At 64.7% G+C, this 25840-nt stretch carries 26 protein-coding genes; 19 read left to right on the plus strand and 7 right to left on the minus strand.

Annotation, left to right across the window (positions count from 1 at the left end; translation table 11 throughout):
* Positions 1 to 38 precede the first annotated feature (38 nt).
* From CH256_RS25805 to CH256_RS25825, 5 genes are read left to right on the plus strand one after another with little or no spacing between them, the layout of a single operon-like run.
* The gene (locus CH256_RS25805; RefSeq protein ID WP_094638909.1) at positions 39 to 635 is read left to right on the plus strand and encodes a bacterial proteasome activator family protein; all 597 of its coding nucleotides are present in this window, start codon (positions 39 to 41) and stop codon (positions 633 to 635) included.
* Positions 636 to 683: 48 nt separating this feature from the next.
* Positions 684 to 1565, plus strand: coding sequence for a galactan export ABC transporter permease subunit Wzm/RfbD (gene wzm / locus CH256_RS25810; RefSeq protein WP_094638981.1), 882 nt, complete (start codon positions 684 to 686; stop codon positions 1563 to 1565).
* An 11-nt stretch (positions 1566 to 1576) separates the two neighbouring features.
* Positions 1577 to 2383, plus strand: coding sequence for a galactan export ABC transporter ATP-binding subunit Wzt/RfbE (gene wzt / locus CH256_RS25815; RefSeq protein ID WP_094638910.1), 807 nt, complete (start codon positions 1577 to 1579; stop codon positions 2381 to 2383).
* A complete protein-coding gene (glfT1, locus tag CH256_RS25820) occupies positions 2376 to 3278 on the plus strand; it encodes a galactofuranosyltransferase GlfT1 (protein ID WP_094671316.1) in 903 nt (300 codons plus the stop codon). Before wzt ends, glfT1 begins: the two co-directional genes overlap by 8 nt.
* A 51-nt stretch (positions 3279 to 3329) precedes the next feature.
* On the plus strand, positions 3330 to 4193 hold the full coding sequence (locus CH256_RS25825; protein ID WP_094671318.1) for a TylF/MycF/NovP-related O-methyltransferase: 864 nt from the start codon (positions 3330 to 3332) through the stop codon (positions 4191 to 4193).
* Here the strand turns inward: CH256_RS25825 and CH256_RS25830 are convergent, their stop codons facing one another.
* The 4 genes from CH256_RS25830 to CH256_RS25845 all read right to left on the minus strand — a co-directional run bounded on the left by CH256_RS25830 (position 4194) and on the right by CH256_RS25845 (position 9417).
* Positions 4194 to 6086 carry a glycosyltransferase gene (locus tag CH256_RS25830; protein ID WP_094671274.1) on the minus strand — a complete coding sequence of 631 codons (1893 nt, stop codon included), beginning with the start codon at positions 6084 to 6086 and terminating at the stop codon, positions 4194 to 4196.
* A gap of 111 nt (positions 6087 to 6197) precedes the next feature.
* Positions 6198 to 7031, minus strand: a complete 834-nt coding sequence (locus CH256_RS25835) for an alpha/beta fold hydrolase (RefSeq protein WP_094671276.1) — start codon at positions 7029 to 7031, stop codon at positions 6198 to 6200.
* On the minus strand, positions 7028 to 7633 hold the full coding sequence (locus CH256_RS25840) for a TetR/AcrR family transcriptional regulator (RefSeq protein ID WP_068054851.1): 606 nt from the start codon (positions 7631 to 7633) through the stop codon (positions 7028 to 7030). The genes CH256_RS25835 and CH256_RS25840 overlap by 4 nt, the downstream gene beginning before the upstream one ends.
* Positions 7630 to 9417: an N-acyl-D-amino-acid deacylase family protein gene (locus CH256_RS25845; protein ID WP_094671278.1), complete on the minus strand. Its 1788-nt coding sequence runs from the start codon at positions 9415 to 9417 to the stop codon at positions 7630 to 7632. The genes CH256_RS25840 and CH256_RS25845 overlap by 4 nt, the downstream gene beginning before the upstream one ends.
* Before the next feature lie 174 nt (positions 9418 to 9591).
* On the opposite strand from CH256_RS25845, the gene CH256_RS25850 reads away from it, so the two are divergent.
* Genes CH256_RS25850 through CH256_RS25870 form a run of 5 tightly spaced genes read left to right on the plus strand, consistent with a single transcriptional unit; the run spans position 9592 to position 15122 of the window.
* Complete coding sequence (locus CH256_RS25850) at positions 9592 to 11844, plus strand: hypothetical protein (protein ID WP_094671280.1); 2253 nt, start codon at positions 9592 to 9594, stop codon at positions 11842 to 11844.
* A 14-nt stretch (positions 11845 to 11858) separates the two neighbouring features.
* Positions 11859 to 12887 (plus strand): glycosyltransferase, encoded by a 1029-nt coding sequence (locus CH256_RS25855; protein ID WP_176460251.1) that lies wholly within the window; start codon positions 11859 to 11861, stop codon positions 12885 to 12887.
* Positions 12884 to 13825, plus strand: coding sequence for an NAD-dependent epimerase/dehydratase family protein (locus CH256_RS25860; RefSeq protein ID WP_094638915.1), 942 nt, complete (start codon positions 12884 to 12886; stop codon positions 13823 to 13825). Before CH256_RS25855 ends, CH256_RS25860 begins: the two co-directional genes overlap by 4 nt.
* Positions 13822 to 14289 carry a GtrA family protein gene (locus tag CH256_RS25865; RefSeq protein WP_068054828.1) on the plus strand — a complete coding sequence of 156 codons (468 nt, stop codon included), beginning with the start codon at positions 13822 to 13824 and terminating at the stop codon, positions 14287 to 14289. The genes CH256_RS25860 and CH256_RS25865 overlap by 4 nt, the downstream gene beginning before the upstream one ends.
* Entirely contained in the window at positions 14286 to 15122 is an 837-nt protein-coding gene (locus CH256_RS25870; RefSeq protein ID WP_094638916.1) for a glycosyltransferase family 2 protein, read from the plus strand. The genes CH256_RS25865 and CH256_RS25870 overlap by 4 nt, the downstream gene beginning before the upstream one ends.
* 8 nt (positions 15123 to 15130) lie before the next feature.
* Here the strand turns inward: CH256_RS25870 and rfbB are convergent, their stop codons facing one another.
* Positions 15131 to 16135: a dTDP-glucose 4,6-dehydratase gene (gene rfbB, locus CH256_RS25875; RefSeq protein ID WP_094638917.1), complete on the minus strand. Its 1005-nt coding sequence runs from the start codon at positions 16133 to 16135 to the stop codon at positions 15131 to 15133.
* 88 nt (positions 16136 to 16223) lie between these two features.
* Between rfbB and CH256_RS25880 the strand changes: the two genes are divergently transcribed.
* The 4 genes from CH256_RS25880 (at position 16224) to CH256_RS25890 (ending at position 18568) form a co-directional block, all read left to right on the plus strand.
* Positions 16224 to 17000 (plus strand): hypothetical protein, encoded by a 777-nt coding sequence (locus CH256_RS25880; protein WP_141215228.1) that lies wholly within the window; start codon positions 16224 to 16226, stop codon positions 16998 to 17000.
* Positions 16997 to 17527 (plus strand): hypothetical protein, encoded by a 531-nt coding sequence (locus CH256_RS28810; protein ID WP_255183186.1) that lies wholly within the window; start codon positions 16997 to 16999, stop codon positions 17525 to 17527. Before CH256_RS25880 ends, CH256_RS28810 begins: the two co-directional genes overlap by 4 nt.
* Before the next feature lie 112 nt (positions 17528 to 17639).
* Positions 17640 to 18203 carry a hypothetical protein gene (locus tag CH256_RS28815; protein WP_255183187.1) on the plus strand — a complete coding sequence of 188 codons (564 nt, stop codon included), beginning with the start codon at positions 17640 to 17642 and terminating at the stop codon, positions 18201 to 18203.
* Positions 18200 to 18568, plus strand: a complete 369-nt coding sequence (locus tag CH256_RS25890) for a hypothetical protein (protein ID WP_255183188.1) — start codon at positions 18200 to 18202, stop codon at positions 18566 to 18568. The genes CH256_RS28815 and CH256_RS25890 overlap by 4 nt, the downstream gene beginning before the upstream one ends.
* Before the next feature lie 16 nt (positions 18569 to 18584).
* On the opposite strand, the gene CH256_RS25895 is transcribed toward CH256_RS25890, so the two are convergent.
* Positions 18585 to 19103, minus strand: a complete 519-nt coding sequence (locus tag CH256_RS25895) for a maleylpyruvate isomerase family mycothiol-dependent enzyme (RefSeq protein ID WP_176460220.1) — start codon at positions 19101 to 19103, stop codon at positions 18585 to 18587.
* 130 nt (positions 19104 to 19233) lie between these two features.
* Between CH256_RS25895 and rfbA the strand changes: the two genes are divergently transcribed.
* Together rfbA and CH256_RS25905 are read left to right on the plus strand one after the other, a co-directional pair.
* Positions 19234 to 20106 (plus strand): glucose-1-phosphate thymidylyltransferase RfbA, encoded by an 873-nt coding sequence (rfbA, locus tag CH256_RS25900; RefSeq protein ID WP_068054767.1) that lies wholly within the window; start codon positions 19234 to 19236, stop codon positions 20104 to 20106.
* Entirely contained in the window at positions 20103 to 20687 is a 585-nt protein-coding gene (locus CH256_RS25905; RefSeq protein WP_094638920.1) for a dTDP-4-dehydrorhamnose 3,5-epimerase family protein, read from the plus strand. The genes rfbA and CH256_RS25905 overlap by 4 nt, the downstream gene beginning before the upstream one ends.
* A gap of 368 nt (positions 20688 to 21055) precedes the next feature.
* Here CH256_RS25905 and CH256_RS25910 read toward each other — a convergent pair whose 3' ends face one another.
* Positions 21056 to 21574 carry a GtrA family protein gene (locus tag CH256_RS25910; RefSeq protein WP_082899055.1) on the minus strand — a complete coding sequence of 173 codons (519 nt, stop codon included), beginning with the start codon at positions 21572 to 21574 and terminating at the stop codon, positions 21056 to 21058.
* Positions 21575 to 21621: 47 nt separating this feature from the next.
* On the opposite strand from CH256_RS25910, the gene CH256_RS25915 reads away from it, so the two are divergent.
* The 3 genes from CH256_RS25915 to CH256_RS25925 are packed head-to-tail and all read left to right on the plus strand — an operon-like array spanning position 21622 to position 25818.
* Positions 21622 to 23073: an FAD-binding oxidoreductase gene (locus CH256_RS25915; protein WP_037187223.1), complete on the plus strand. Its 1452-nt coding sequence runs from the start codon at positions 21622 to 21624 to the stop codon at positions 23071 to 23073.
* The gene (locus CH256_RS25920; protein WP_094638921.1) at positions 23070 to 23834 is read left to right on the plus strand and encodes a decaprenylphospho-beta-D-erythro-pentofuranosid-2-ulose 2-reductase; all 765 of its coding nucleotides are present in this window, start codon (positions 23070 to 23072) and stop codon (positions 23832 to 23834) included. Before CH256_RS25915 ends, CH256_RS25920 begins: the two co-directional genes overlap by 4 nt.
* 22 nt (positions 23835 to 23856) lie before the next feature.
* Complete coding sequence (locus CH256_RS25925; protein WP_176460221.1) at positions 23857 to 25818, plus strand: galactan 5-O-arabinofuranosyltransferase; 1962 nt, start codon at positions 23857 to 23859, stop codon at positions 25816 to 25818.
* The last annotated feature ends 22 nt before the right edge of the window (positions 25819 to 25840 follow it).

Raw genomic sequence — 25840 nt, forward strand, 5'->3', positions numbered from 1 at the left:
CGATCGCGCAACGGCGAGCGACGCGTAAAGATGGATACATGACTCAATCCGAGCCGAACAGCGCGCCCGATGACCATGTCGTTGTGATCGGCCCCAACGGGGAACCGCTCGCCCTGAGCCGCGAGGAAGCGACGGCCGCTGCGGCCCGCGCCGCCGGATCCTCCGCGAACGACGGATCGGACGATGGATCGGGCCTGTCGGAGATGGTCGAGCAGCCCGCGAAGGTGATGCGCATCGGCACGATGATCAAGCAGCTGCTCGAGGAAGTGCGCGCCGCACCGCTCGACGACGCGAGCCGGACGCGACTGAAGGAAATCCACAAGTCGTCCATCCACGAACTCGAGCAGGGCCTCGCCCCGGAACTGCGCGACGAGCTCGAGCGCCTCGTCCTGCCCTTCGGCGACGACGTGGTCCCTACCGACGCGGAACTGCGCATTGCGCAGGCTCAGCTCGTCGGCTGGCTCGAAGGTCTGTTCCACGGCATCCAGACGGCCCTGTTCGCTCAGCAGATGGCAGCGCGGGCTCAACTCGAACAGATGCGCCAGGGCGCGTTGCCTCCCGGTGTGATGGGCGCTCCGGGTGGCGGCCAGGGTGGCGGGGGCCACGGCGGCGGCGGTACCGGCCAGTATCTGTAGCAAGCTCGGAATGAGCTCAGTCTCCGAAGAGAGGTAGTGTCGACCGTCGTGTCGGCACCAGCGAAGGATCCCGAGAGCGAGGCAGGAGACCAGATGCCTGCTCCGGTTTCGGACTCACAGACTTATCGGCGCGCTTTCGGCGACCTGAAAACTGGTTTCAACCAGCGCGAGCTGTGGCTGCATCTCGGGTGGCAGGACATCAAACAGCGGTATCGCCGGTCGGTGATCGGTCCGTTCTGGATCACCATCGCCACCGGCGTGCAGGCCATCGCGATGGGTCTGCTGTATTCGGTACTCCTGGACATCGATCTGCGCTCGTTCCTGCCGCACGTCACCGTCGGGCTGATCATCTGGAACCTCATCAGTGCCGCGATTCTCGAAGGCGGAGACGTCTTCGTCGCGAACGAAGGCCTGATCAAACAGCTGCCCAGTGCGCTGAGCGTGCACGTCTATCGCCTGGTGTGGCGTCAGCTGCTGCTGCTCGGCCACAACATGCTGATCTACGTGATCATCATTGCGATCTTCTGGCCCGAGGGCGGGCTGCACTGGACCGTGATCTTCGCGATCCCCGCCCTGGTGCTGATTCTGCTCAACGCCGTGTGGGTGTCCATTCTGTTCGGCATCGTCGCCACCCGCTACCGCGATATCGCCCCGATCCTCGGCAGCTTCGTGACGCTGATGTTCTTCATGACACCGATCGTGTGGACCACCTCGGGACTCGAATCGATGGGCGGTGAGGCCGCGAACCGCGCCAAGCTCGTCGAGATCAACCCGCTCTTCCATTACCTCGACATCATCCGGGCCCCCCTGATCGGCGAGGATCAGCAGGCGTACCACTGGTACATCGTGCTCGGCTTCACCGTCGTCGGATGGGCACTGGCCATAGTCGCACTCAAGAAGTACCGGGCCCGCGTGCCCTACTGGGTTTAGGGGTATTCGAGTTGTCCATCAGCATCAGCACTCACGACGCGTGCGTCGATTTCCCTATTTTCGACGCCAAGACGCGGTCGTTGAAGAAGGCGTTCCTCGGCAAGGCCGGTGGTGCCATCGACCGCAACTCCTCCGACGTCGTCGTCGTCGAAGCTCTGAAGAACATCACGATGAACCTGAAGGACGGCGATCGCGTCGGACTGGTGGGTCACAACGGTGCAGGCAAGTCGACGCTGCTGAGGCTGCTCTCGGGCATCTATGAGCCGACGCGAGGCAGCGCCACCATCCGCGGCCGCGTCGCGCCGGTGTTCGATCTGGGCGTCGGTATGGATCCCGAGATCTCCGGCTACGAGAACATCATCATTCGCGGCCTGTTCCTCGGCCAGACGCGCAAGCAGATGCTCGCGAAGATGGACGAGATCGCCGACTTCACCGAACTCGGCGATTACCTGGACATGCCGCTGCGGACCTACTCCACGGGCATGCGCGTGCGCGTCGCGATGGGCGTGGTCACCAGCATCGACCCGGAGATCCTGCTGCTCGACGAGGGCATCGGAGCCGTGGACGCGGAATTCATGAAGAAGGCGCGTCACCGCCTGCAGGAGTTGGTGAAGCGCTCGGGAATCCTGGTGTTCGCCAGCCACTCCAACGAATTCCTGGCTCAGCTGTGCGATACCGCGATGTGGATCGATCACGGCCAGATTCGGCAACAGGGCGGCATCGAGGACGTGGTGCGGGCGTACGACGGTGACGACGCGGGAGACCACGTCGCGCAGATCTTGAAGGAGATCGAGCGGGAAGACAGTGCCGGTGGCTGACAAGATCATCGGGGTCATCGTCACGCACAAGCGGCGTGAGTTGTTGGCTCTCTCCCTCGATGTCATCGGTGCGCAGACTCGTCCGCTCGATCATCTGGTCGTCGTCGACAATGCCGACGAGCCCGCCGTACGCGAACTGGTGGAATCGATCGACCTGCCGACGACGTATCTCGGTTCGCAGCACAATCTGGGTGGCGCGGGCGGGTTCGCACTCGGGATTTTGTATGCGCTCTCGCTCGGTGCGGATTGGGTGTTCCTCGCCGACGACGACGGCCGCCCCGAGGGCCCGAAGGTGCTCGAGACCCTCTACGACTGCGCTCTCACCCACGGCCTCGACGAGGTCTCCCCCGTCGTCTGCGACATCGAGGATCCGGACCGGCTGGCCTTTCCGCTGCGCCGCGGCGTCGAATGGCGTCGGCTGCGGTCCGAATTGATCGACCCGGCGAACCCGGACGACGATCTTCTCGAAGGCATCGCCTCGCTGTTCAACGGTGCCCTGTTCAAGGCGTCGACGATCGACGCGGTGGGCGTGCCCGATCTACGGCTGTTCGTGCGCGGCGACGAGGTGGAAGTACACCGCCGATTGCAGCGATCGGGCCTGAAGTTCGGCACCTGCCTCACCGCCGCCTACGTCCACCCCAACGGGGCCGAGGAGTTCAAGCCGATCCTCGGTGGCCGGATGCACACGCAGTACCCGGAGGACGCGACCAAGCGATACTTCACGTACCGCAATCGCGGCTACCTCATGTCGCAGCCCGGCATGCGAAAGCTGTTGCCGCAGGAGTGGATTCGGTTCACCTGGTTCTTCCTGATCACCACCCGTAACCCGAAGGGTCTGGCCGAATGGTTCCGGTTGCGCGGGCTGGGGCGTCGGGAACACTTTCGCAGGCCCTGATGCTGCCGCTAAGGGGTGCGCGCACCCGCGTGGTACCGCTACCGTGTGCCCATGACGGAACCTCGGAAGCTCGCTGATCGCATCAAGTCGTCGGCACGGGAGAAGCTTCAACGAGCGATCGGCGAGGTTCTGGCTCAGCAGACCGCCCAGCTGGCCGAGCAGACCAGCGATCAGCAGGCGAAATTGCTCGACGTCCTCGAACGCCAGCGGCGTGAGATCGACGATCTGCACTCGTTCATCCGCGGCCTGGAGATGCGGATGCGTCGCGACATTCCGTACGCCTCCGACGTCGAAGCAGCCGCTCAGAGTGCCGAATTCGCCGAAGAGATGATGCCGCAGGCCCCCACGTTCCTGCGGCCGCACGCGACGCTGCGGTTCGCCCTCGGCGAGGTCTCCATTCGCGGCATGGCACTCGAGTTCGGCGTTGCCAGCGGAACGACGCTCGAGATCATCGCCGAGGAATTGAGCTCACGCAAGGACATCACCGTCGTCGCCGGATTCGACGTGTTCTCCGGCCTCCCCGAGACCTGGCGTACGGGCTTTCCGAAGGGACTGTTCGAGCAGGACACCATCCCCGAAGTGCCCGGCGCACAGATCGTCCCGGGGCTGTTCGAGGATTCGCTGCCGGGCTTCCTGAAGGGCCACCACGAGAAGTTGGCGTTCCTGCACCTCGACGCCGACCTGTACTCGTCGACGGTCACCGTGCTGGATCTGGTGGCCGATCGGCTCGCGGTCGGCACCGTCATCGTGTTCGACGAGTACTTCAACTTCCCCGGCTGGCGCAACCACGAGTACCGGGCGTGGACGGAATTCGTCGCACGCACCGGCACAGAATTCGACTACCTCGGGTACACGGCCGACAACGAGCAGGTCGTGGTGCGGATTCGCACGGCGCCCAAGGTCCGGTCGAACTAGCTACTGCCCGTACAGGCGAGCCCAGTTCTCTCGGCTCGTCAGCTTCGGCACCGCTGCGCGGTACGACGCAGCGACCGTCGGGGTTTCGGTGCGCAGACGCTTGAGTGCGGTCACACCCCGCTTGAGCAGCTCGACCGCATGTTGCTTGTTGCGCTGGCGAACTCGGACGCCCTCCTGCGAGCGATCGGTGACGATCGCGTGGGAGAACAGCGAGACGTGCCACCAGTGGGCGTCGTCGGCGGAGATGGCGACCGGACCGGGGTTCACCGTGCCGCGCCACTGATTGAGCATCCGCTTGGCCAACACGGCGAATTCCATGCTCTTCTTCGGGTGCGGTCCCGCGGGGGTGATGAACATATCCGCCGGACGCACCCCGGGAACGTCGTTCGCGTTGTGCCGCTTCGTTTCTCCGTACGCAGCACGTTCGCGCCGGATGGAACCGGCAGCGTCCATGCCGCCGTCGAGCAGATTCTCCGGACCGGCCAGGAAGTCCTCGACGGCCTTGATCAGCGTGTACGCCATGCCGTACTGCATCGACACCAGGTACCGCAGCAGATCGGTGAACAGCTGCTTGGCGAGCGTCCTACCGTCGAGCTCGATGTGCAGGGCGGCGGTGATCATGCCGTTGCGCAGGTTGAAGTAGCGGTGCCACTCGTCCCAGTCCTTCCACGCGAAGTCGGCATGCCACACAGCTGCACCGGGCAGCGTGACTGTCGCGAAACCATTTGCACGAGAACGGTATCCGTACTCGATGTCGTCCCACTGGAAGAACAGCGGCAGCGGGTAGCCGACCTGACCGACGATCTCGGACGGGATGAGGCACGACCACCAGCCGTTGTAGCCGGCATCGACGCGAACGTCCTGCTGACGCTTGCGCTTGAACGCACTCTTGTCCGAGATCGCATTCTTGACGTGCACCCCGGCTTCGAGCTTCTGCAGATTCGCCACCTCGGCACCGACATGCACGCGATCGGGGTGCAAGAGGTAGAGCATCTGCGCGCCGATGATCGCGGGCTCGACGGTCATGTTGGCGAACGAGTTCATCCGCACGATCGCCTCGGGCTCGCACAGCACGTCGTCGTCCATGAAGATCACGTTGGCCGGATCGCCGCCCTTGCCCTGCACCTCGTACAGCCCGCGGGTGAACCCGCCGGCACCGCCGAGGTTGGGCTGGGTGATGTAGACGAGCTTGTCGCCGAGCTCGGCCGCCACGCGCTGGAACTTCTCGCGCGTCTGCACCTGATCGGTGCCCTGATCGACGACGTAGACGTTGTCGACCCCGAGCAGCGCGATGGGATCGTCGGCCATGGCCGCGACGGTGTTGGCGCAGTCGTCCGCGCGGTTGAACGTGCAGATCACCACCGAGGTGGGACGCAGCTTCTCCGGCGCGGCGACGGTCCACTCCGCGTCCTGTACCGACAACTCGCTCGACGTGGTGGTGAAGCGGACGTAGAGCGCACCGCCGTCGAGGAACTGCGTCGTGGCGACGGGAACGGCCAACTGAGTCGACGAGTTCGCGGAATCGACCGTTGTACTGGCCATCGTGCGCTCGTGACCCTTGTAGTCCGTGCCCACCAGATCGATACGACCTGCACCTGCGACGGTCGCCCGGAACACCACCTCGGTGACGGTGGTCCACCGCTGCCAGTAGCTGGCCGGGAACCGTCCGAAGTAGCTGTTGGTGTGCAGCACGCTGCGCTTGGCGATACGAACGCCCGTGCGGGTGCGCTCGGCATTTCCCTTACCGACAGAGCTGTACATATCGGCACTGACCAGGGGCGACGGGCCGTCGAACAGCAATCTCTGAACTGTCAGTTCGGGCTCACCGTCACCGCCGGCAGCAGCCGACACATCCGATGGCGAGCCGAGACGATCGAGAGCAGTGCCGTCCATACCGAGAAGTACCCCATCCAGTTCGAGTAGTGGCTCTGTGCGGTCGTGGAGAGAAGAAGACCACTGACCATGGTTGCACAGGCCCCGACCGATCTGTCCGACGCTCGCCGTCTACTTCGCTTCCTGCACCCTCGCCATCAGCACGCGGGCGGCGTCGGCGGGGTGCGTGTACGGCCACCAGTGGCCCGCATCGACTCGAACGACGCGCAGATCGGGGATCCGTCGATCGAGACCGTCGGTGAGGTTGGTCGACAGCATGCGGTCTCGTGTCGGTACGACCACGGTGGTCGGGATCGCGCACCGCGGAGCAGGCCCGCGGAGCACACGCCGCAACACGTTCGCTCGGTACAGGGCGATGCCGCGCTGCTGGTCAGCCACCGTCGGGGTCGGCTCACCCTCGACATTCAGCCGTGCCAACAGGTCCGGTACCCGTGTGCCCAGAACGGGTACATGAAACCCGAAGACGTACCAGGACCGGGCCAACTGCCCCACCAACGACGGCCACCGATGCGGCCGCACAAGCCGCGCCCGTGCCACCTGCCGCAGATGATCCAGACTCGGCCCGGACACCGATGTGTACGACGCGAACAGGGTCGATGCGCGAGGCGAGGCCATCGCCTCCCACATCTGGACCGACCCCCAGTCGTGGGCGAAGACGTGCACCTTCCCGGTGACGTCAGGAATCGACTCGACCACCGCGAAAGCGTCGCGCGCCAGCTGCTCGATGGACACGTCCGCTGCGGGCTCGAGCGCGGATGCTCCACTGCCTCGCGTGTCGTAGACGATCACCCGAACCGTGTCGCCGAGCTCGGCGATCAGCGGATCGAACACGTGACGATTGTCGGGATAGCCGTGCACCAGCAGCACTGTGGACTTCGCCGCCGGGTCCCCGTATTCGAAGACGGGAAGCTCGGCACCCGGAGTGCGCACCGTCCAGTGGGTCATCCCGCGTCGCTCAGTGCGTACAGAGTGCCGCCGCGTAGCAAGTGGGCGATCATCCTCAGCCGCATGGCCTCCTGCTCGGGTTGCGGATGCACCACCGCGGCCAACGCCTCCCCGTCGAGCAGATGCACCACGCTGAAGACCACCGTCTCCAGATGGCGTGGATCGATCACGCCGGCGACCGGTAGCGTGCGAGCCAGTTCGGCGATCTGCTCGTGATACCGAACGGTGAACGGCTGCAGCCTCTCTCGCAGTTCCTCGTCACTGCGGGCCGCGGTCAACAGCTCGTACCAGGCACCGTTGATCGGAGCGCGGCACGCAGCCCTGAGCAATTCGAGGCAGTGCTCGATCGACGCGCTCCCGAAACCGGACAGGCCACGGCGAAACTCCACGAACTGGCGTCGGCGAACCTCGTCTGCTGCGGCAACGATCAGGTCGAGCCTGGTGTCGAAATGCCGAAACATGGCACCGGAAGACACCCCTGCACGGCTGACGATCTCACTGACACTGGTTGCGGCATAGCCCTTCTCGCACAACGACTCGATGGTCGCGTCGAGCAACTTTCCGATCGTCTCGGTCCGACGCTGCAGTTGACTCGGGCTCACACACGCTCCCGGCGACGCGGAGCCGTAGGTGTGCCGGCCCGCAGGAAGCTACCTGCGCGCTCCGACACACCGAACCAGGGCGCAAAGGCGCCAGCGGAGAACACCACTCGGCCTGCGACCAGGGTGGCGGCCACGGCCCGGTCGTTGCGGTTGACCATTCGACTCAGGCCTCCGAACTCCGGCATGGTCTCCTCCCGGTAGGCCAGGACCTCCTCGTCCAGACCCGCCGGATCGATCACCACGATGTCGGCGCGATCACCCACCCGCACGTGTCCGGCGTCGAGACCGTAGAAGTCGGCCAGCTCGCCGCTGAGCTTGTGCACGGCCTTCTCCACGGTCATGAAGGGTCGGCGGTCGTTTCGCGCGTCGTGCACACGGTGCAGCAACCGGATGCCGAAGTTGTAGAACGCCATGTTGCGCAGATGAGCACCGGCGTCGGAGAAGCCGACGGTCACCCCGGGCTGGTTGATCAGCTTGTCCATCTGCCGCTTGCGATGATTGGCCACCGTCGTGTGCCAGCGCAGCTTTCGGCCGTGCTCGACCACCAGATCGAGGAACGCGTCCACCACGTGCACACCGCGTTCTTCCGCGACCTCCGCGACGTTCTTGCCGACGACCGACGCGTCGGGACATTCGGTGATCTCGGCGTCCGCGAAGTCTCGATGCCAGACGCGCGAGCTGAACTTCTTCTCGAAATCGGCGCGGAACCACCGGCGGTAGGCCTCGTCCGACAGCAACTCGTTGCGGCCCAACTCTTCTCGCAGATGTAGCGCGGCGCGGCCCGAGCCGAACTCCTCGAACACCACGAGGTCGATGCCATCGGAATACACGTCGAAGGTGGTGGGCAGGTGCTGCCAGCGGAACTGTCCTTTGCCCGGTCCGTTGACGATGCGGGCGAGCGGGCCGAAGATCCGATGAATCCACGGCGAGGCCTTCGCGTCGGCCGCCGCCAGCAACGAGATCTTGAGCGGAGTGCGGCCGATCCCGGTGGCCGAGGCGAGGAAGAACAGCATGTCGTACTTGGTGTTCAAGTTCGGAATGCTCTGCAACAGACGGCCGCGCTTACGCAGGATCTTGTGCAGAGCACGGAATTCGCTCCACCGTGCGTACGAGGACGGCAGCGAACGAGATCGGTACCGATCTCCGTCCAGCTTGTCCCACGGGTTCGTCATCGTCGACATTCCGAGCAGCCCGGCATCGAGTGCCTTCTCGAGCGCGTCCGACATGGCGCGCCATTCCTCGCGGGTGGGCTTCTGACTGCGGTCGGTAGATCGGTCCAAGCCCATCACGTGCGCACGCAGATCAGAATGACCGACCAAGGCTGCGATGTTGGGGCCCAGAGGCAGGCGCTCGAGCGCTGCAATGTACTCGTCGGGGCTGGTCCACGTCTTGTGCGTATCGACGGCCTTGAGCACATGATCGCGCGGCAGCGCCTCCACCCGACTGAACAGATCAGCGATGTCGACCGGAGTGGAGTAGAGCGTCGACAACGAACAGTTCCCCAGCAGAACCGTCGTGACCCCGTGCCGAACGGATTCTTCGAGTCCCGGCCCGACGAGCACTTCCGCGTCGTAATGGGTGTGCACGTCCACGAAGCCCGGGGTGACCCACTTACCGGTGGCGTCGACCACCTCGGTCGTCGGGCCTGCCTCGAGCGGAGTGGAGGCCACGGCCCGCACGACGCCGTCGACGATGCCCACATCGGCTCGAACTCCCGGACCGCCGGATCCGTCGTAGACAGTGCCGCCGGTGATGACGACGTCGAAAGGAATGTTCGAGTTCATGTGACCTCCGTCATAGAGTGGGGCTAATTTAACTTAGAGAGCGGTCACTCGCAATAGCAGTACCGCGTCGGCCGTCTTGCGATCACCTGCGTGTTTCGCGCGTCGACGTTTCGGTTCCTGGACACCTCGAGAGATACAGTCGAGTGTCTTTGCCCGAACTCACGGAGTTGACCCTTGACCCCCACGGATACCCACATCGCGCGCGCCGCCCTGCCCGACAGCAGGAGAGAGCGCCTCGCGTGGGGAGCAGCGGTCGCTGCAGTGGTGGTCCTCGGCTATCTCCTGGTGCTCAGCGTCGATCCCCGCTTCTTCTACATCGACGACACCGAATCGGGTGCCGTACCCAACTGGCTCCAACTCGGACGCATCATGCGCGACGGGCAATTCCCCTCGCTGGTGCTCGATCAGTGGATGGCCGGCAACTACCCGGTCGAGGGCCAGGGCGGCCTGTGGAATCCCGTGCAGATGGCGATCAACTACATCTCGCCGTCGATCGACAACCTGGTACTGCTGGCAACGGTCGTCAAACTGGGCTTTTCGATTCTGTTGGCCTGGGGCGTGTTTCGAGTCGCTCTGGCCTACGGAGCGCGAGCCAACTGGGCTGCGGTAGCGGGCGCGAGCGCACCGTTCGTCGGGTTCACACTCTTCTTCGAGAACACCTCGTGGGTGACCGCGCTGATGGGCACCGCGTGGATCATGAACGCCTGGGCGAGCTCGGTGTCCTACGCCCGCGGCCGCAGCGGCCCGATTGTGCCGTTCGTCTTTCTCTACCTCGCCATCAGCGTGGGATACGTCCACGCCGCGGTGATGGCCGGAGTGATGATCGGATCCGTCGCCATCGGCGAACGACTGTTCCAGCGGCTGTGGCGTCCGGCACTGAAGGTGTGCGCGGTAGGTATCGCTGCCGCGGCCTGCGGCGCCGTCACCTTCCTGCCCGGAGTGCTCACGTCCGCGGTCACCTGGCGCAGCGGTGACGAGGGCACGTTCAACGACAACTTCCTGACGGCACCGTGGTCGGAATCGCTCACCGCGAGCATCCCGACCGCCGTGACGAGCATCGAATCCTGGGCGGGCGAGACCACCGAATCGCCGGTCACCTACATCGCCTGGTTCGTGGTCCCCGCGCTGGCGTTCATCGCGTGGCGCCGGGTGCCCGCGGCTCTGCGCGAGCTGGCGGCACCACTGATCATGCTGGCGTTCGCCTTGATCTTCACCGCAGGTCCCAGCGACATCGGGCCGATCCGCTGGCCCGCCCGCATTCTGCCGTTCGTCGCCCTCGTCGCACTGATTCTCGTGGTCACTCTGATCAGCCGGTACGGAACTCTGGACAAGCTCCGGCCACGGCTGCTCGCGGCCGGCCTGCTGACGCTGGTACTGCTGCTTCGCGCCGGCTCGTCGGGTCCGGAATTCTTCGGTCGCCACGTCCTCGCTGCGCTGGTGATCCTGCTCGTCGGCGCGCTCGCTCTGCTGCTGGCCCACCGCTTCTCCACCCGGGCAACTGCGGCGCTGCTCCTGGTCACCATCGCGCCGGTCGCGATGTACCAGGTGGCCACGTACGATCCGCCCTTCGCCAAGTGGTGGCTGCCCACGTCCCAATCCGAGGCCAAGGCCGAGTTCCCACAGTGGCAGGGCGCGACTCTGCAACTCGGTAGCCGTGCGCTCACCGAAACCGCAGCCGACGGACCCGACGACACCCGGCTGCCCTGGCACTCCCAGGTGTACGGCAACTCCGCCAAGATCATGGGCCTGGACTACGTCAACGCGTACACCCCCGTCGGCTATCTCGACTTCGCCAACCTGCTGTGCTTCGAGCACGAGGGATCGACCTGCACGGACGCCTTCCGGCGCGTGTTCGAGATCGAGCCGTACACCGGCAAGACGTACGCCGACCTGATGCAACTCGATCGAATCGTGCTGCAGAAGAACCAGTATCCGCTCGCGAACTCCCGGCCCGCACCCGCAGGCTGGATGTGGGTGACCGCTCCCACGCCCGACTCCGCTCGCCAGATCTACGTCCTCGAACGCGTCGACGGATTGATTCCCGCGTCGTCGGGACGCGTCGTCGCGACCGTGAACGCCACGGCCGAACCCCGATCGTCCGATGCGGACTCGGAGCACGTCGACGTCAGCGCACCCAACGGTGGCAGCGTCGTGTTCTCGCGTCTGGCCTGGCCCGGCTACACCGCGACGCTGAACGGTGAGGAGCTGCAGACGAAGGGGCTGGCCGACATCTTCCTCTACGTCGACCTGCCGCCCGGCACCGAGAACGCGGACCTGCAGATCACCTTCCGACCGCCCGGCGAACGACTCGGACTGGCCGCGATGGCCGGCGGAGTGATGGTGCTGGTCGGCCTGGTGGTGCTCGATGTGCGACGACGCAGAATCTCCTCTGCGCCGGAGTTCGGTGGAGAGCCCGAAAGCGGTTAGGCTCAGACCTCGTGATGTCCGACGACTCTGCCGCTGATCCGCACCGCATCTCCATCGTGGTACCGGTCTACCAGGGCGAACGGACGCTCAGCGCGTTGATGGACGAGATCCTTCCGCTGACGCAGGTGACGCATACTCCCCTCGGGCGGCCGATGATCGTCGAGGAAGTTCTGCTCGTCTTCGATCACGGACCCGACAACTCTGCCGCGGTGATTCGCCAGCTCACAGCCGCGCACACGTTCGTTCGCGGGGTGTGGCTGAGCCGAAATTTCGGTCAGCATCCCGCCACCCTCGCCGGCATGGCCTCGAGCGGCGGCGAGTGGATCGTCACGATGGACGAGGACGGACAGCACGATCCGGCGGCGATCGGCGGCATGCTGGATACGGCCCTCGACCAGCAGTCCACCGTCGTCTACGCCAAGCCCACCAACGTCGCACCGCACGGGATGTGGCGCAACGCAGCCTCCAAGGGTTCGAAGTGGCTGATCGCCAAGGCGCTGGCCGGGGACAACACCATCGATTACCAGAGCTACCGCCTGGTGCTCGGTGAAGTCGGTCGCTCGGTCGCCGCCTACGCCGGTTCCGAGGCATACCTGGACATCGCACTCGGCTGGATCGCAGGCGACGTCACGACCAGCCCGGTGGCGTTGCGCGAAGAGGTGGACCGTCGATCGGGCTACCGACTGCGCACCTTGCTCTCGCACTTCTGGCGGATGGTGCTCTCGAGCGGCACCAAGGGCCTGCGACTGGTCAGCTTCATCGGCATCGCTTTCGCGGTACTCGGCCTCATTCTGGTGGCGTACGTGCTGGTGTCGTACTTCGTCTTCGATTCGGGCGCCGAGGTGCGAGGCTGGGCATCGACGATGGTGATCCTGTTGTTCGGCTTCGGGGCAACACTGTTCTCTCTCGGTGTGGTGGCCGAGTACGTGGGCGTCAACGTCAAGACCGCCATGGGCAAGCCGCCGTACCTGATAGTCACCGACCCGGGAAACGGCCCGCTCGGACGCACCGCGCCATCGACCGAACCCCCACCGCCGGCGTGACCGCGACGCACACGTGGATCGTCGGCAGCGGCGGGCTGCTCGGCGCTGCGGTGACCCGGGAGGCCGGTCGTCGCGGGCATCGAGTGCACACCAGCACCATCCCGTGGTCGGACACGGTGTCCGCCGAACAGGCTCTGCTACAACGCTGTTCGGAGTTCTTCGATTCCTTCGCCGACGATACCTGGAACGTGATCTGGGCCGCGGGCGCGGGCGTGAACGGAACCAGTGCAGCACAGTTCGCCGAAGAGAACGGTCTGATCCGCACCGTCCTGGCGCACATCGAGGCTGTCGCCGCCGACCGCGCGGGCACCGGAACCGTGTTCCTCGCCTCGTCCGCCGGAGGTGTCTACGCCGGCGCGACCGGAGCCCCGCATCACGAGGGAACGAACCCGGTTCCGTTGGGCGACTACGGTTTTGCCAAGCTGCAGTCCGAGGCCATCGCGACCGAGTTCGGTGAACGCTCCGGAATCAACGTGGCCATCGGCCGGTTCGCGAACCTATACGGGCCGGGGCAGAACCTCGCGAAACCACAGGGCCTGATCTCGCACCTGTGCCGGGGATACCTCATGGCCTCCCCCGTCTCCATCTACGTCCCGATGGACACGTTGCGCGACTACCTCTACGTGACCGACGCGGCCGAGATGGTCGCCGACACCCTTGCCATGTCGGCCACGCAACGAATATCGCCGACGATCAAGATCTTCGCCTCCGGTGAGGCCGTGACCATCGGCTCGATTCTCGGAGCCTGCCGGACGGTGTTTCGCCGTCGACCGAACGTGGTGTTGGCGGCGTCCCCATTGGCGGTGTTCCAGGGTCGCGATCTACGGCTGCGGTCGACGGTCTGGCCACAGATCGATCGCCGAACGCACCGAACATTGCCGGCAGGTATTGCGTCCACCCTGTTCGCGACGCGTCAAGCACTGGCGGTGGGTCGATGACCGAACCACAGACTCCTGCTCCCCCGGCGGGCATGAACGGTGCGCCGGGGCCGCTGATGCGCATCGTCAAGAATCAGAAGATCGCGTTCCTGCTCGTCGGCGGCGTCAACACCGCATTGGGTACCGCGTGGTTCATCCTGTGGCAGTTGCTGATCGGCGAGCAGTACGGATACCACGCCGCGATCGTGCTCGGCTATCTCTGCAACGTGCTGTGCGCGTTCGCGATGTACCGCTACCTGGTGTTCCGCGTGCGGGGTCACTTCCTACGCGATCTGCTGCGGTTCTTCGTCGTGAACTTCGGCGCGTTCGTCGCCAACATCTCCCTGATGACGATCGCCGTGTCCGTCTTCCACTTCCCGCCCATCCCTTCACAATTGGTCGTCACAGCCGTGATGGCAGTCGTCAGCTTCTTCGGCTACCGCGACTTCTCGTTCCGCAGAAAGAGCCAGGCCCCCACATCATGACGCCCCGTGTTTCCGTAGTCGTCCCGGCGTACAACAACGCCGAGTATCTGGCCGAGACCATCGATTCGATTCTTGCCCAGACGTTCACGGACTTCGAACTGGTCATCGCCGATCATTCGTCGACCGACGGAACCCTCGCCGTCGCGCAGAAGTTCGACGACCCACGGATCCGCCTCCTGACCACCCCGGCCGGCGGCGGAGCGCAGGCCAACTGGAACCGCGTCACCGAGGAAGCCACGGGCGAGCTGATCAAGCTCGTCTGCGGTGACGACACCATCGCGCCCACCGCGCTGGACACTCAGGTGCGGGCGTTCGACGACAACCCGTCTGCCGTTCTGGTCGCCGCACAGCGGACGCTGATCGACGCCTACGGCAAGACGGTCATCGCCGCCCGCGGGCTCGGTGGACTGCACGGAACGGTATCGGGCCGAGTCGCCGCCAGAACCGCAGTTCGGGCCGGTGCCAACATCTTCGGCGAACCCGGCGGCGTCATGATGAAGCTGTCGGAACTCCGCGAGATCGGGTTGTGGGACAACAGCCATCCCTACCTGATCGACCAGGCCACCTTCATCGCGGTTGCGCTACGAGGCGACATCGTGGCAATTCCGCAACCACTGGCGTCGTTCCGAATCAACTCGGGACAGTGGAGCGTGGAACTGGCGACACAGCAGGCACGTCAGGCCGCGGACTTCCATCGCTCCCTGCAAGCAAGCGACCCGACACTGCTGTCCGACAACGACGTTCGCATCGGTAATGCCAAGGCTCTGATGACGTCGTTCATGCGTCGCGCGGTGTACCTACTACTGCGCCATCGAATGTCACGCAGTAGTTAGTTCCGGCTTCAGGGCAGTACGGATTCTTTCGCCGCGTAGACCGCCTCGGTGGCGTCCTTCTGCGGCCGCCACCACTGCTCGTTCTCGCGGTACCAGTCGATGGTCGCTTTCAAGCCCGCCCGGAAGTCGACATACGTTGGCGTCCAACCCAATTCGGTACGCAGCTTGGTCGAGTCGATGGCGTAGCGCAGATCGTGGCCAGGGCGGTCGGTGACGAAATCGAACGCGTCGGATGGGTTGCCGGTCTCTTCGAGGATCGCTTCGAGGACGGTGCGGTTGTTCGCTTCGCCGTCGGCTCCGATGAGGTAGGTCTCGCCGATGCGGCCGCCGTCGATGATGGCCCAGACGGCGCTGTTGTGGTCGTCGACGTGGATCCAGTCGCGCACGTTCTGCCCTGCCCCGTAGAGCTTGGGCCGGGAGCCGCTGAGGATGTTGGTGATCTGGCGTGGGATGAACTTCTCCACGTGTTGGTACGGGCCGTAGTTGTTCGAGCAGTTGGAGATGGTGGAGCGGACGCCGAACGATCGGGTCCAGGCGCGCACCAACAGGTCGCTCGAGGCCTTGGTGGAGGAGTACGGGCTCGACGGGTTGTACGGGGTCGATTCGGTGAACCGTGCCGGGTCGTCGAGTTCGAGGTCGCCATAGACCTCGTCGGTGGAGATGTGGTGGTAGCGGACGTCGTGCTCGCGGACCGCGTTGAGCAAGGTGGTGGTGCCGATGACGTTGGTGTGCACGAACGGCCACGGATCGGTCAACGAGTTGTCGTTGTGGGATTCGGCGGCGAAGTGGACGACCAGATCGGTCTCGCGGACGAGGCGGTCCACGAGATCGGCGTCGGCGATGTCGCCGTGCACGAACTCGATGCGATCCGCCACCGGGTCGAGGGAGGCCTTGTTGCCGGCGTAGGTGAGCTTGTCGAGCACGGTGACCTGGGAGTCGGGGCGCTGCGCGAGGGTCTGATGTACGAAGTTCGCGCCGATGAACCCGGCCCCACCCGTGACGAGAATTCTCATGTACCGGCACTTTACCGGTGCTGGTCGGCGACGGCCGTTCTTGTCGGGCGCGCGTGCTAGCTTCTCTTCGACTTCGGGGGGAGTGACGATGCGTCTTCGATACATACTGCTGCGTCTCGCGGCATCGGTGGCACTGCTGTTCGGAATCATGTGGGTAATCCCGCAGCTGGCACCGCAGGTGCCCGAGCCGTACGAGGGGGTACAGACTCTGCCGCCGGTGTCGCCGGAACCCAGGGGCTCGACGACAGCCCCGCCACCAATGCCGCCGGGGTTTCCGTCCATGAACCGGCCGCCACCGAAGATCGAGGTGCCCGACGGCCAACCGCAGCCCATCGCCACCAAATTCGGCTGGACCTACGATATTCCTGCGGACTGGGAAAATTGGAACGACGGTTTCTCGGAGTGGGTCGGCGAGGACGGGTCGACCGCAACGTACGGCGCAATGGGCCTCCACGGTCGATTCGATTGCGAGGGGGGTGAGTTCGAGTCTTCGGCGATCAGCGGAATGACCGGTCGACGTGCCGGGGACTTGACTGTCCTCGCCTATCAAGAAGCGCAGAAGGCGTCGATGATCTTCACCAACCGAGACGGTTCACTGGCACCCACTGTTCAGATCAGCGACCCCGAGTATCTACAGGTCGACGGAGTCCCGGCTGTCCGCTACACAGCCCTGGTGGAAGACATACCGGATTCGCCGTACTGCCCTCCTCCCCGCGCCACATTCGACGTTGTCACCACTACCGGTTTCGCCACGGCAGAGGTCGCGGTCTTCGTCGTACTTGCCGACCGTGATGTCGAGAACGCACTCTCCGATGAGGACGTCGACGGCCTCATCTCGTCACTGAGAAGGACCGCGACGCAATGACCGAACCGCTGATCGCCAGATCCTCGGAAATAGCCGGCCTCGGACATCTTCTCGATCGCATCGGCGGCGACACTCTGGCCAGTCATCGTTATCTGCTCGATCAGGCGGGCCTGAGCGAGAACGTGGTTGGGCAGATTCTGAAACGACTTCAGCCGTACCTCGCACGGTTTCAGGAGATGACACGCACTCGGCAGGTTCACCTGTCCGCCAACTGCGGGGAAATGGGTGCAGAACTCAACAGAGCGGCATGGCTGTATGCCGATCAGGATCAGCGAAACTATGACCTGCTGAACGCTCACACAAGCGCGCCGCCACTACCGGGCATCGATCGTGGCAGCTCGGATCGTGCCGCCGTCGGCCACGTGGACGAATTCGACGAGGCAGCCGATTACGGACGGCCCACGGGATCGACTATCCCGCGCCGAATCCCGTCGTCGACGAAGTCCGAGAGTTACTCGACGATGCCGCGGGCTGGCTCGGAGAGATCGACACAACGATTTTCGAACTCTGCGGGTGGAGCCCCCTGAACGAGGCGACAATGCCGATCACCGGCAACTGAAACGAAATCAGGAGAATCGGCCACGCATATCAGATCGCAGGCGACGCCATGGAAGCCGCGTCGGAGTCGTTCCGGCAGGTGTGGGGCGCGTAGACGCCTACTGGAACGGCGCTGCCGCACAGGCATTCACCGATTACGCCGACCGACAACTGGCCGCAATGCGATGGGAGGGGCCCGCAGGCCGCACGATTTCCGCGGTCTGTGCAGTGATATCCGAACAACTCCGTGACGCTGCGCTGGCAGTGGTTCGGAAAATCGTCGAACTTCTCGAGTTGGAGGTCGCCGTCGACAACGCCCGCGGTGCGTTGAAGGTCATGATCAAGAAGGTACCGATGGTGGGCACGGCCTGGCAGGTCGAAAGTATCATCGAAATCTGCTGGACAGCAATGGATCTGACCAAGGAACTCATTGCGAAGATCGAGCAGGTGGTCGATGACTTCGGCGCGTTCCTCGACGCGCTCGGCGATCCCGAGAGCCAGGTGGGCAAGAAGATCGACGACACGTTACGCCCATTGAACGACTTCCTCGACTACGGCAAGCAGTCCGTCGAAGCGGGAAAGATCGCGGATATCCGACCGGTCCTCGACACTCCGGACGAGGACTTCTCCGTTGGCACCGGCGACGAACCCTGGCGGGACGCATGATCCAGTCACTGCCTCCACACGCCCGAGCCGCGTACGACCGTCTGATGACATCCTGCGGTGAGCTCGAGGCCGCGCGCACGCGGGCCCTGAACACCGATCTGAAAGCTCCGGCGGGAACCCGATACGTCACAGCGGAACTGCTGGCCCGCCTGGCGTCCTCACGCCGGGCATCGGCCGACCTGATCCACTACGCGACCCGCGTCGCGTCGGGTGAATGCAGTTGGGAACGTGTCGAGGTGGACGCAACTCCGGTGCCACCGGAAGTCGAAAGGCTCAAGGCCGATCCGCAGATCCTGTGGCCGGCCGAATGGCCGACTCCGATCGCCGAGACCGGAACTTCGCCGTACCGAATCCCGTGGGAGTGATCGGCCGCTGGAACTGTCAGGACCCTCGGACAGTGCGTCCGGCGAAGGCCGCCAACCGCTCGTACGCGTTTGCGCCGTCGGGTGCCGGCTGCTCAGGATCGAAAGCACCGCCTCGCCGTTCGTCGGTCATGTTGGCCGACATGAACACCATCCCCTCCTCCGCCACCGTCTGGTCGAGATCGTCCGTGCCGCGCCCGAGTGCGGTCGCGAGATCCCACGCGTGCACCGAGAGTTCCGCAGCCACCATGCCGAGCGGCAATGGTGAACCTGCATCGATCTCGGCCAGCAGTTCGCGAGCCCTCTCCTTCCACAGCGGAATCGGATCCGACGACGGTTCTGGCGACGCCGACCAATCGATCTCGCCGCCCCGAGCCATGGTCACCAAGTTGGCCGCGGTGTTCACCAGGTGGTCCGTCAGCTCGGCGACGGTCCACTCGGTGCAGGGCGTGGCCGATGCGCGTTCGGCTTCGGTCACTGTGGAGAGCAGAGCGGTGACCTGATCGATACCGGTGGAGATCTGGTGCGTTGTCGTCACGTGGCTTGTCCTCGGCTCTCTCGGAAGGCTGGGTATGCGGCGAGCGTAGGTGCACCTCGGAGCTCACGCAGCAGAAACGGGGCAGGCACAAGCGAGCGGGTGATCCGAGGGTCTGGAAGACTTCGCGGTCATGCGGGGAATCATTCTGGCGGGCGGCACGGGCTCGCGTCTTCATCCGATCACGATGGGTGTCAGCAAGCAGCTGGTCCCGGTCTACGACAAACCGATGATCTACTACCCGCTCTCGACACTGATCCTGGCCGGGATCCGCGAGATCCTCATCATCACCACACCCCAGGACGCCGACCAATTCACCCGCCTCCTCGGTGACGGCTCCCAGTTCGGCATCTCACTGACCTACAAGGTCCAACACGAGCCGAACGGTCTCGCCCAAGCCTTCGTCCTGGGTGCCGAGCACATCGGCACCGACTCCGCGGCATTGGTGTTGGGCGACAACATCTTCTACGGCCCCGGCCTGGGCACCCAACTGTCGCGGTTCGATCACATCGACGGCGGAGCCGTGTTCGCCTACGAGGTCTCCGACCCCACCGCCTACGGGGTCATCGAATTCGACGCCGACCGCAAAGCCATCTCGTTGGAAGAAAAACCCGCCGCCCCGAAATCGAACTACGCCGTCCCCGGCCTGTACTTCTACGACAACGACGTCATCGCCATCGCCCGCGACCTCACCCCGTCCGCCCGTGGGGAATACGAGATCACCGACGTCAACCGCCACTACTTGGAGGCCGGCCGCCTCCACGTCGAAGTCCTGCCTCGCGGGACCGCCTGGCTCGACACCGGCACCTTCGACTCCCTGCTCGACGCCTCCAACTACGTGCGCACCATCGAACAACGCCAGGGCCTCAAGATCGGATCACCCGAAGAAGTGGCCTGGCGACGAGGATTCATCACCGACGACGAACTGCGCGTGCGCGCCGAGACGCTCGTCAAGTCCGGGTACGGCCGCTACCTGCTGGAATTGATCGACCGAGGGAACCGATGACCTTTCGTGAACTGAAAATATCCGGTGCCTACGAGTACACCCCACGCCAGTTCGGCGACGACCGCGGCGTGTTCTTCGAGTGGTTCAAAGCGTCGGCGTTCGAGGCCACCACCGGGCGGTCGTTGGAGCTGCTGCAGGCGAACTGCTCGATCTCCGCCGCCGGGGTCCTACGCGGGATCCACTTCACCACCAACCCACCCGGGCAGGCGAAATACGTCACCTGCGCCCGCGGAGCCTTCCTCGATGTCATCGTCGACCTGCGCGTCGGATCACCGACGTTCGGGCAGTGGGACTCGGTGCTGATCGACGACATCGACCGCAAAGCAGTGTTCCTGTCCGAAGGACTCGGCCACGCCATCTTGTCCCTGGAAGACAACTCGACCGTCATGTACCTGTGCTCCCTCGAATACACCCCGGCCTTGGACCGCGACATCAACCCACTCGACCCCGCCCTGGGCATCGACTGGCCCACCACCGCCCGCGACGGCACACCCCTGACCTACGAACTCTCCGACAAGGACAAGGCCGCCCCCACCCTCGCCCAAGCCCTCGAAAACGGAGACCTGCCGAACTTCTCGTGAGCGGCGGCGACGCCACCAGATCCGGGCAAACGCGCTCGCATTCGCCAGACGCGCGCAGAATCGCCCCTGACCGTTGACGAGAATGCGCGCGTTTGGCAAATGCGCGCGCGTTTGCGAACCCGCGGCAAAGTCAAAGCCGCACCCACCCTCGCCGACGCCCTCGAACGCAGAGACCTGCCGAACTTCTCCTGAGCGGCGGGACGAGGCGACGACGCCAGATGTGGGCAAACGCGCTCGCATTCTTCAGACGCGCGCAAAATCGCCCCTGACCGCTGACGAGAATGCGCGCATTTGGCAAGTGCGCGCGCGTTTGCGAACCACACGGGGCGAACCCGCGCTGGCGAACCCGCGCCGGCGAACCCCGCGACTCAGCGGATTTTGAAGATCACGAATCGCTGGACGAGGAAGTTGATGACCGTCGCCGTGCCCTGCGCGATGACGAAGGCCACGTTGGCGTACCAGAAGCCGTCGGGAAGAGCCTGGTAGAGCCAGGTGTAGATGCCCACCTGGACGGCGAAGGTGACTCCGTACAGCGCGACGACGGCGAAGAACCGGGCCCGTGACGGGGCCGCGTTGAACGTCCATCGACGATTGATCAGGTAGGCCGTCGTCGTTCCGAGTACGAAGCCGATGGCCTTGGCGAGGGTCACACCGACGCCGAACACGAAGTGCAGGATCAGGTTGACGCCCTGGTCGACGATGGCCGACAGCACACCGGTCGCCAAGAAACGCACCACCTGCGTCTTGAGATCGAGGGCCGCGTCGGCGATGTTCTCGGTCAGCGGCAACTCGACGGGTAGCGGGACGTGATGCTGCAACTCGTCGTTCTCGGGCGACCAGTCGTCGCCCGTGGAGCCTTCTTCTGCGGAGCGGTCGGGGGTGGACACGAGGACTGACACTAGCCGCTGCTGCGGTGCGGGTACCCTCTTGAGCGATGTCCACGACAGCCGACGACGCACTCTTCCCCCTGGAACCACAGGCCGGGAACACTGCGCCGCTACCCACGCAGACCCGCACACTCACCGGTTGGGGCCGCACCGCTCCCTCCACCGGAGAGGTGCTCTCGACCTCCGACCCCGAGCTCATCGCGAACGCGGTCAAGCAGGTCGCCGAGCAGAACGACTCCAAGCCGGCCCACCTCCGACGCGGCGTCATCGCCCGCGGCCTCGGCCGCTCCTACGGTGACAACGCGCAGAACTCCGGCGGCCTGGTCATCGACATGAATGCCTTGAACGGCATCCACAGCATCGACGCGTCGACGCGGATCGTCGACGTCGACGGTGGCGTCAACCTCGACCAGCTGATGCGTGCCGCGCTGCCGTTCGGCCTCTGGGTACCGGTGCTGCCGGGTACCCGCCAGGTCACGATCGGCGGGGCCATCGGCACCGACATTCACGGCAAGAACCATCACAGCGCGGGTAGCTTCGGCAACCACGTCCGCTCGATGGAACTGCTGACCGCGGACGGTCAGGTCCGCCACTTGACGCCGTCGGGCAAGAACGCCAAGCTCTTCTGGGCGACGGTCGGCGGCAACGGCCTGACCGGCATCATCCTGCGCGCGACGATCGAGATGACGCCGACGGAGACGGCTTACTTCATCGCCGACGGCGACGTCACCACCACCCTCGACGAGACCATCGCCCTGCACAGCGACGGCAGCGAGAACAACTACGACTACTCGAGTGCCTGGTTCGACGCGGTCGCCCCGCCGCCCAAGCTCGGCCGCGCGGCCCTCTCCCGCGGATCGCTCGCGACGTTGGACCAGTTGCCGGCCAAACTCCAGAAGGACCCGCTGCGGTTCAACGCCAAGCCGTTGGTGACGTTCCCGGACGTCTTCCCCAACGGCCTGGCCAACAAGTACACGTTCTCCGCCGTCGGCGAGGTCTGGTACCGCAAGGCCGGCAACTACCGGAACAAGGTCCAGTCCCTGACGGCGTTCTATCACCCACTGGACATGTTCGGTGAGTGGAACCGTGCCTACGGCTCCAAGGGCTTTCTCCAGTACCAGTTCGTGGTTCCGCCGGAGGCGGTCGACGAGTTCAAGAAGATCATCGTCGACATCCAGAAGTCCGGGCACTACTCGTTCCTCAACGTCTTCAAGCTGTTCGGGCCCGGAAACAAAGCGCCACTGAGCTTTCCGATTCCAGGGTGGAACATCTGCGTCGACTTCCCGATCAAGCCGGGCTTGAACGAGTTCGTCCGCGAGCTCGACAAGCGGGTGCTCGAATTCGGCGGTCGTCTGTACACCGCGAAGGATTCGCGCACCGACGCCGAGACCTTCCACTCGATGTACCCGCGGATCGACGAGTGGATCAAGGTCCGCCGATCCGTTGACCCCACAGGCGTTTTCGCCTCCGATATGGCTAGAAGGCTGGAACTGCTGTGACGATAGACGCCGTAGGCAACCCCCAGACGATTCTCGTTCTGGGCGGCACCAGCGAGATCGGTCTCGCGATCACCGAGGAGTACCTGTCGAAGTCTCCGGCACGTGTCATCCTCGCTGCGCTGCCGAACGACCCGCTTCGTGAGAGCGCGGTTGCCCAACTGAACGCCAAGGGCGCGAAGTCCGTCGACATCATCGACTTCGATGCACTCGACACCGCCTCGCATCCCAAGGTGATCGACGCGGCATGGGCCAAGGGTGACGTCGACGTCGCCATCGTCGCCTTCGCCGTCGACTTCGATGCCGAACAGCTCTGGCAGGACCAGCGCAAGGCCGTCCTCGCCGCGAACATCAACTACACCGCCTCCGTCTCGGTCGGCGTGCTGCTGGGCGAGAAGATGAAGGCGCAGGCCTACGGCCGCATAATCGTCATGTCCTCGGTGGCAGGCGAGCGGGTTCGTCGTTCCAACTTCGTCTACGGCTCCACCAAGGCCGGACTCGACGGTTTCTACCTCGGACTCGGAGAAGCGTTGCGCGAGTTCGGACCTCGGGTCACCGTCGTTCGCCCGGGCATGGTGCGCACCAAGTTCAGCGCGCACGTCAAGGAAGCCCCGATGACCGTCGACAAGGAGGTCATCGCGAAGCTCGCGGTGAACGCGTCACGCAAGGGCACCCCCTTGATCTGGACTCCCGCACCGTGGCGTCTGGTGATGATGGTGCTGCGGCACGTGCCGCGGCCGATCTTCCGCAAGCTGCCCATCTGATCTCGACGGCATTTCAGTTTTCATGACACAGCAGGTTGCACCGGCTCGCAGAACCGCCTCTGCCGTCGGGGAAATCGCTCTCGGTGTGCTCGTCGCAGTGGTCGTGGCGACGGTCGGGTTGTACGCCTTCTCACTGGTTCAGTGGCCGGCGTTCAACTCGTCCAATGTCACCCGCGCCATCACGACGCTCGGGCAGGTGACCGCCGCTGCACTGTTCGCCGCGTCGATCTACCTGTACCGGATTCACAAGTGGCCGTGGGTCGCTCGGCTCGCGGCGTGGATCGGGCTGAGCGGATTCGTCACCGTCACCCTCGGGATGCCGCTGGCTGCAACCAAGCTCTACCTGTTCGGCATCTCCGTCGACCAGGAGTTCCGTACCGAATACCTGACGCGACTGACGGATTCGGCGTCGTTGCGCGACATGACGTACGCCGACATTCCGCCCTTCTATCCGGCCGGCTGGTTCTGGCTCGGCGGCCGCGTCGGCAACATCTTGGGCATAGACGGCTGGGAAGTGTTCAAGCCGTACGCAATCGGGCTGCTCGCCGTCACTGCCGTCGTGTCGTTCGTGCTGTGGAAGGCGCTGATCCGAGCCGACTGGGCCGTCGCCGTCAGCGCCGTCACCACCGCACTCGTCGTCGCGCACGCCTCCCCCGAGGCATACAGCGCCGTGATCGTGATGCTCTTCGCACCCGCGCTGGTCCTCGCCTGGGGAGCATTGCACCGGCCCGCCGGGATGAATGTGGCATCCAGTCAGTCAGAGTGCAAGAAAGGGACATTGATCCCGACTGGGGGGCGCACCGCATCGGGCGGATGGGGAGCGGTGGTCGGCACCGGACTCTTTCTCGGTCTGGCCGCGACGTTCTACACGCTGTATCTCGGCCTGGCGGCGTTCACCGTCGTACTGATGGCGCTGTTCGCCGCCGTCCTCGCCTATCGCGAGAAGAAGTCCTGGAACGTACTGGTTCCCATCGCGATCAAGGTCGCCGCGATCGCTGCGATATCGGGCGTCATCGCCGCGACCGTGTGGCTGCCGTACCTGATCGAATTCCTGCGTGGTGCACCCTCCACGTCGGGCACGGCATTGCACTATCTGCCCGAAGCCGGTGCGACACTTCCCTTCCCGATGTTCGAGTTCTCCCTGATGGGCATGCTGTGCCTCATCGGCACGGTGTGGGTGGCGGTGCGGTTCTCGTCCTCACGCCGAGCGCAGGCACTGGGCGTCGGCGTCGTCTCCATCTATCTATGGACGCTGCTCTCCATGGCCGCCACGGCCGCGGGCACCACCCTGCTCTCGTTCCGCCTCGAAGCGGTGCTGATCGTATTGCTCGGCAGCGCAGGCGTTTTCGGCTTCCTCGAGGGCAGCCACGCGATCTATCAGGCCATCAACGAGCCACCGAAGTTCCGTATCGCCGCTGTCGTCGTAGCAGCCATCGGTGCGATGACCTACGCGCAGAACATCCCCCAGGTACTGCAGACCGAGATCACCGTCGCGTACTCCGACACCGACGGTGACGGCAACCGCGCCGACATGCGTCCGCCGAGCGCGGTCTCGTACTACCGCGAGGTCGACGCCGCCCTGACCGAGCAGACCCAGCGTCCGCGCGACGAAACCGTCCTGCTGACGGCGGACACGTCGTTCCTCAGCTACTACCCGTACTTCGGCTTCCAAGGACTGACCTCGCACTACGCCAACCCACTGGCGCAGTTCGATCAGCGAGCCGACGCCATCGAGCAGTGGACCGAGCTCGAGACGCCCGATCAGCTGGTCGACGCGCTCGACACCAGCCAGTGGCGCGCGCCGGATGCGTTCCTGTTCCGCCGCGGTGCCGACGGCTACACCCTGCGCCTGGCCGAGGACGTCTACCCGAACGACCCGAACGTGCGCCGCTACACCGTCACCTTCCCGCAGTCACTGTTCGAGGATCCTCGCTTCACCGTCACCGACATCGGACCCTTCGCGCTGGTCGTGCGCACGAATTGAACGATCGTCGACCGTGAACGCA

The organism is Rhodococcus sp. 05-2254-6, from assembly GCF_002258565.1.
GTDB lineage: Bacteria > Actinomycetota > Actinomycetes > Mycobacteriales > Mycobacteriaceae > Rhodococcoides.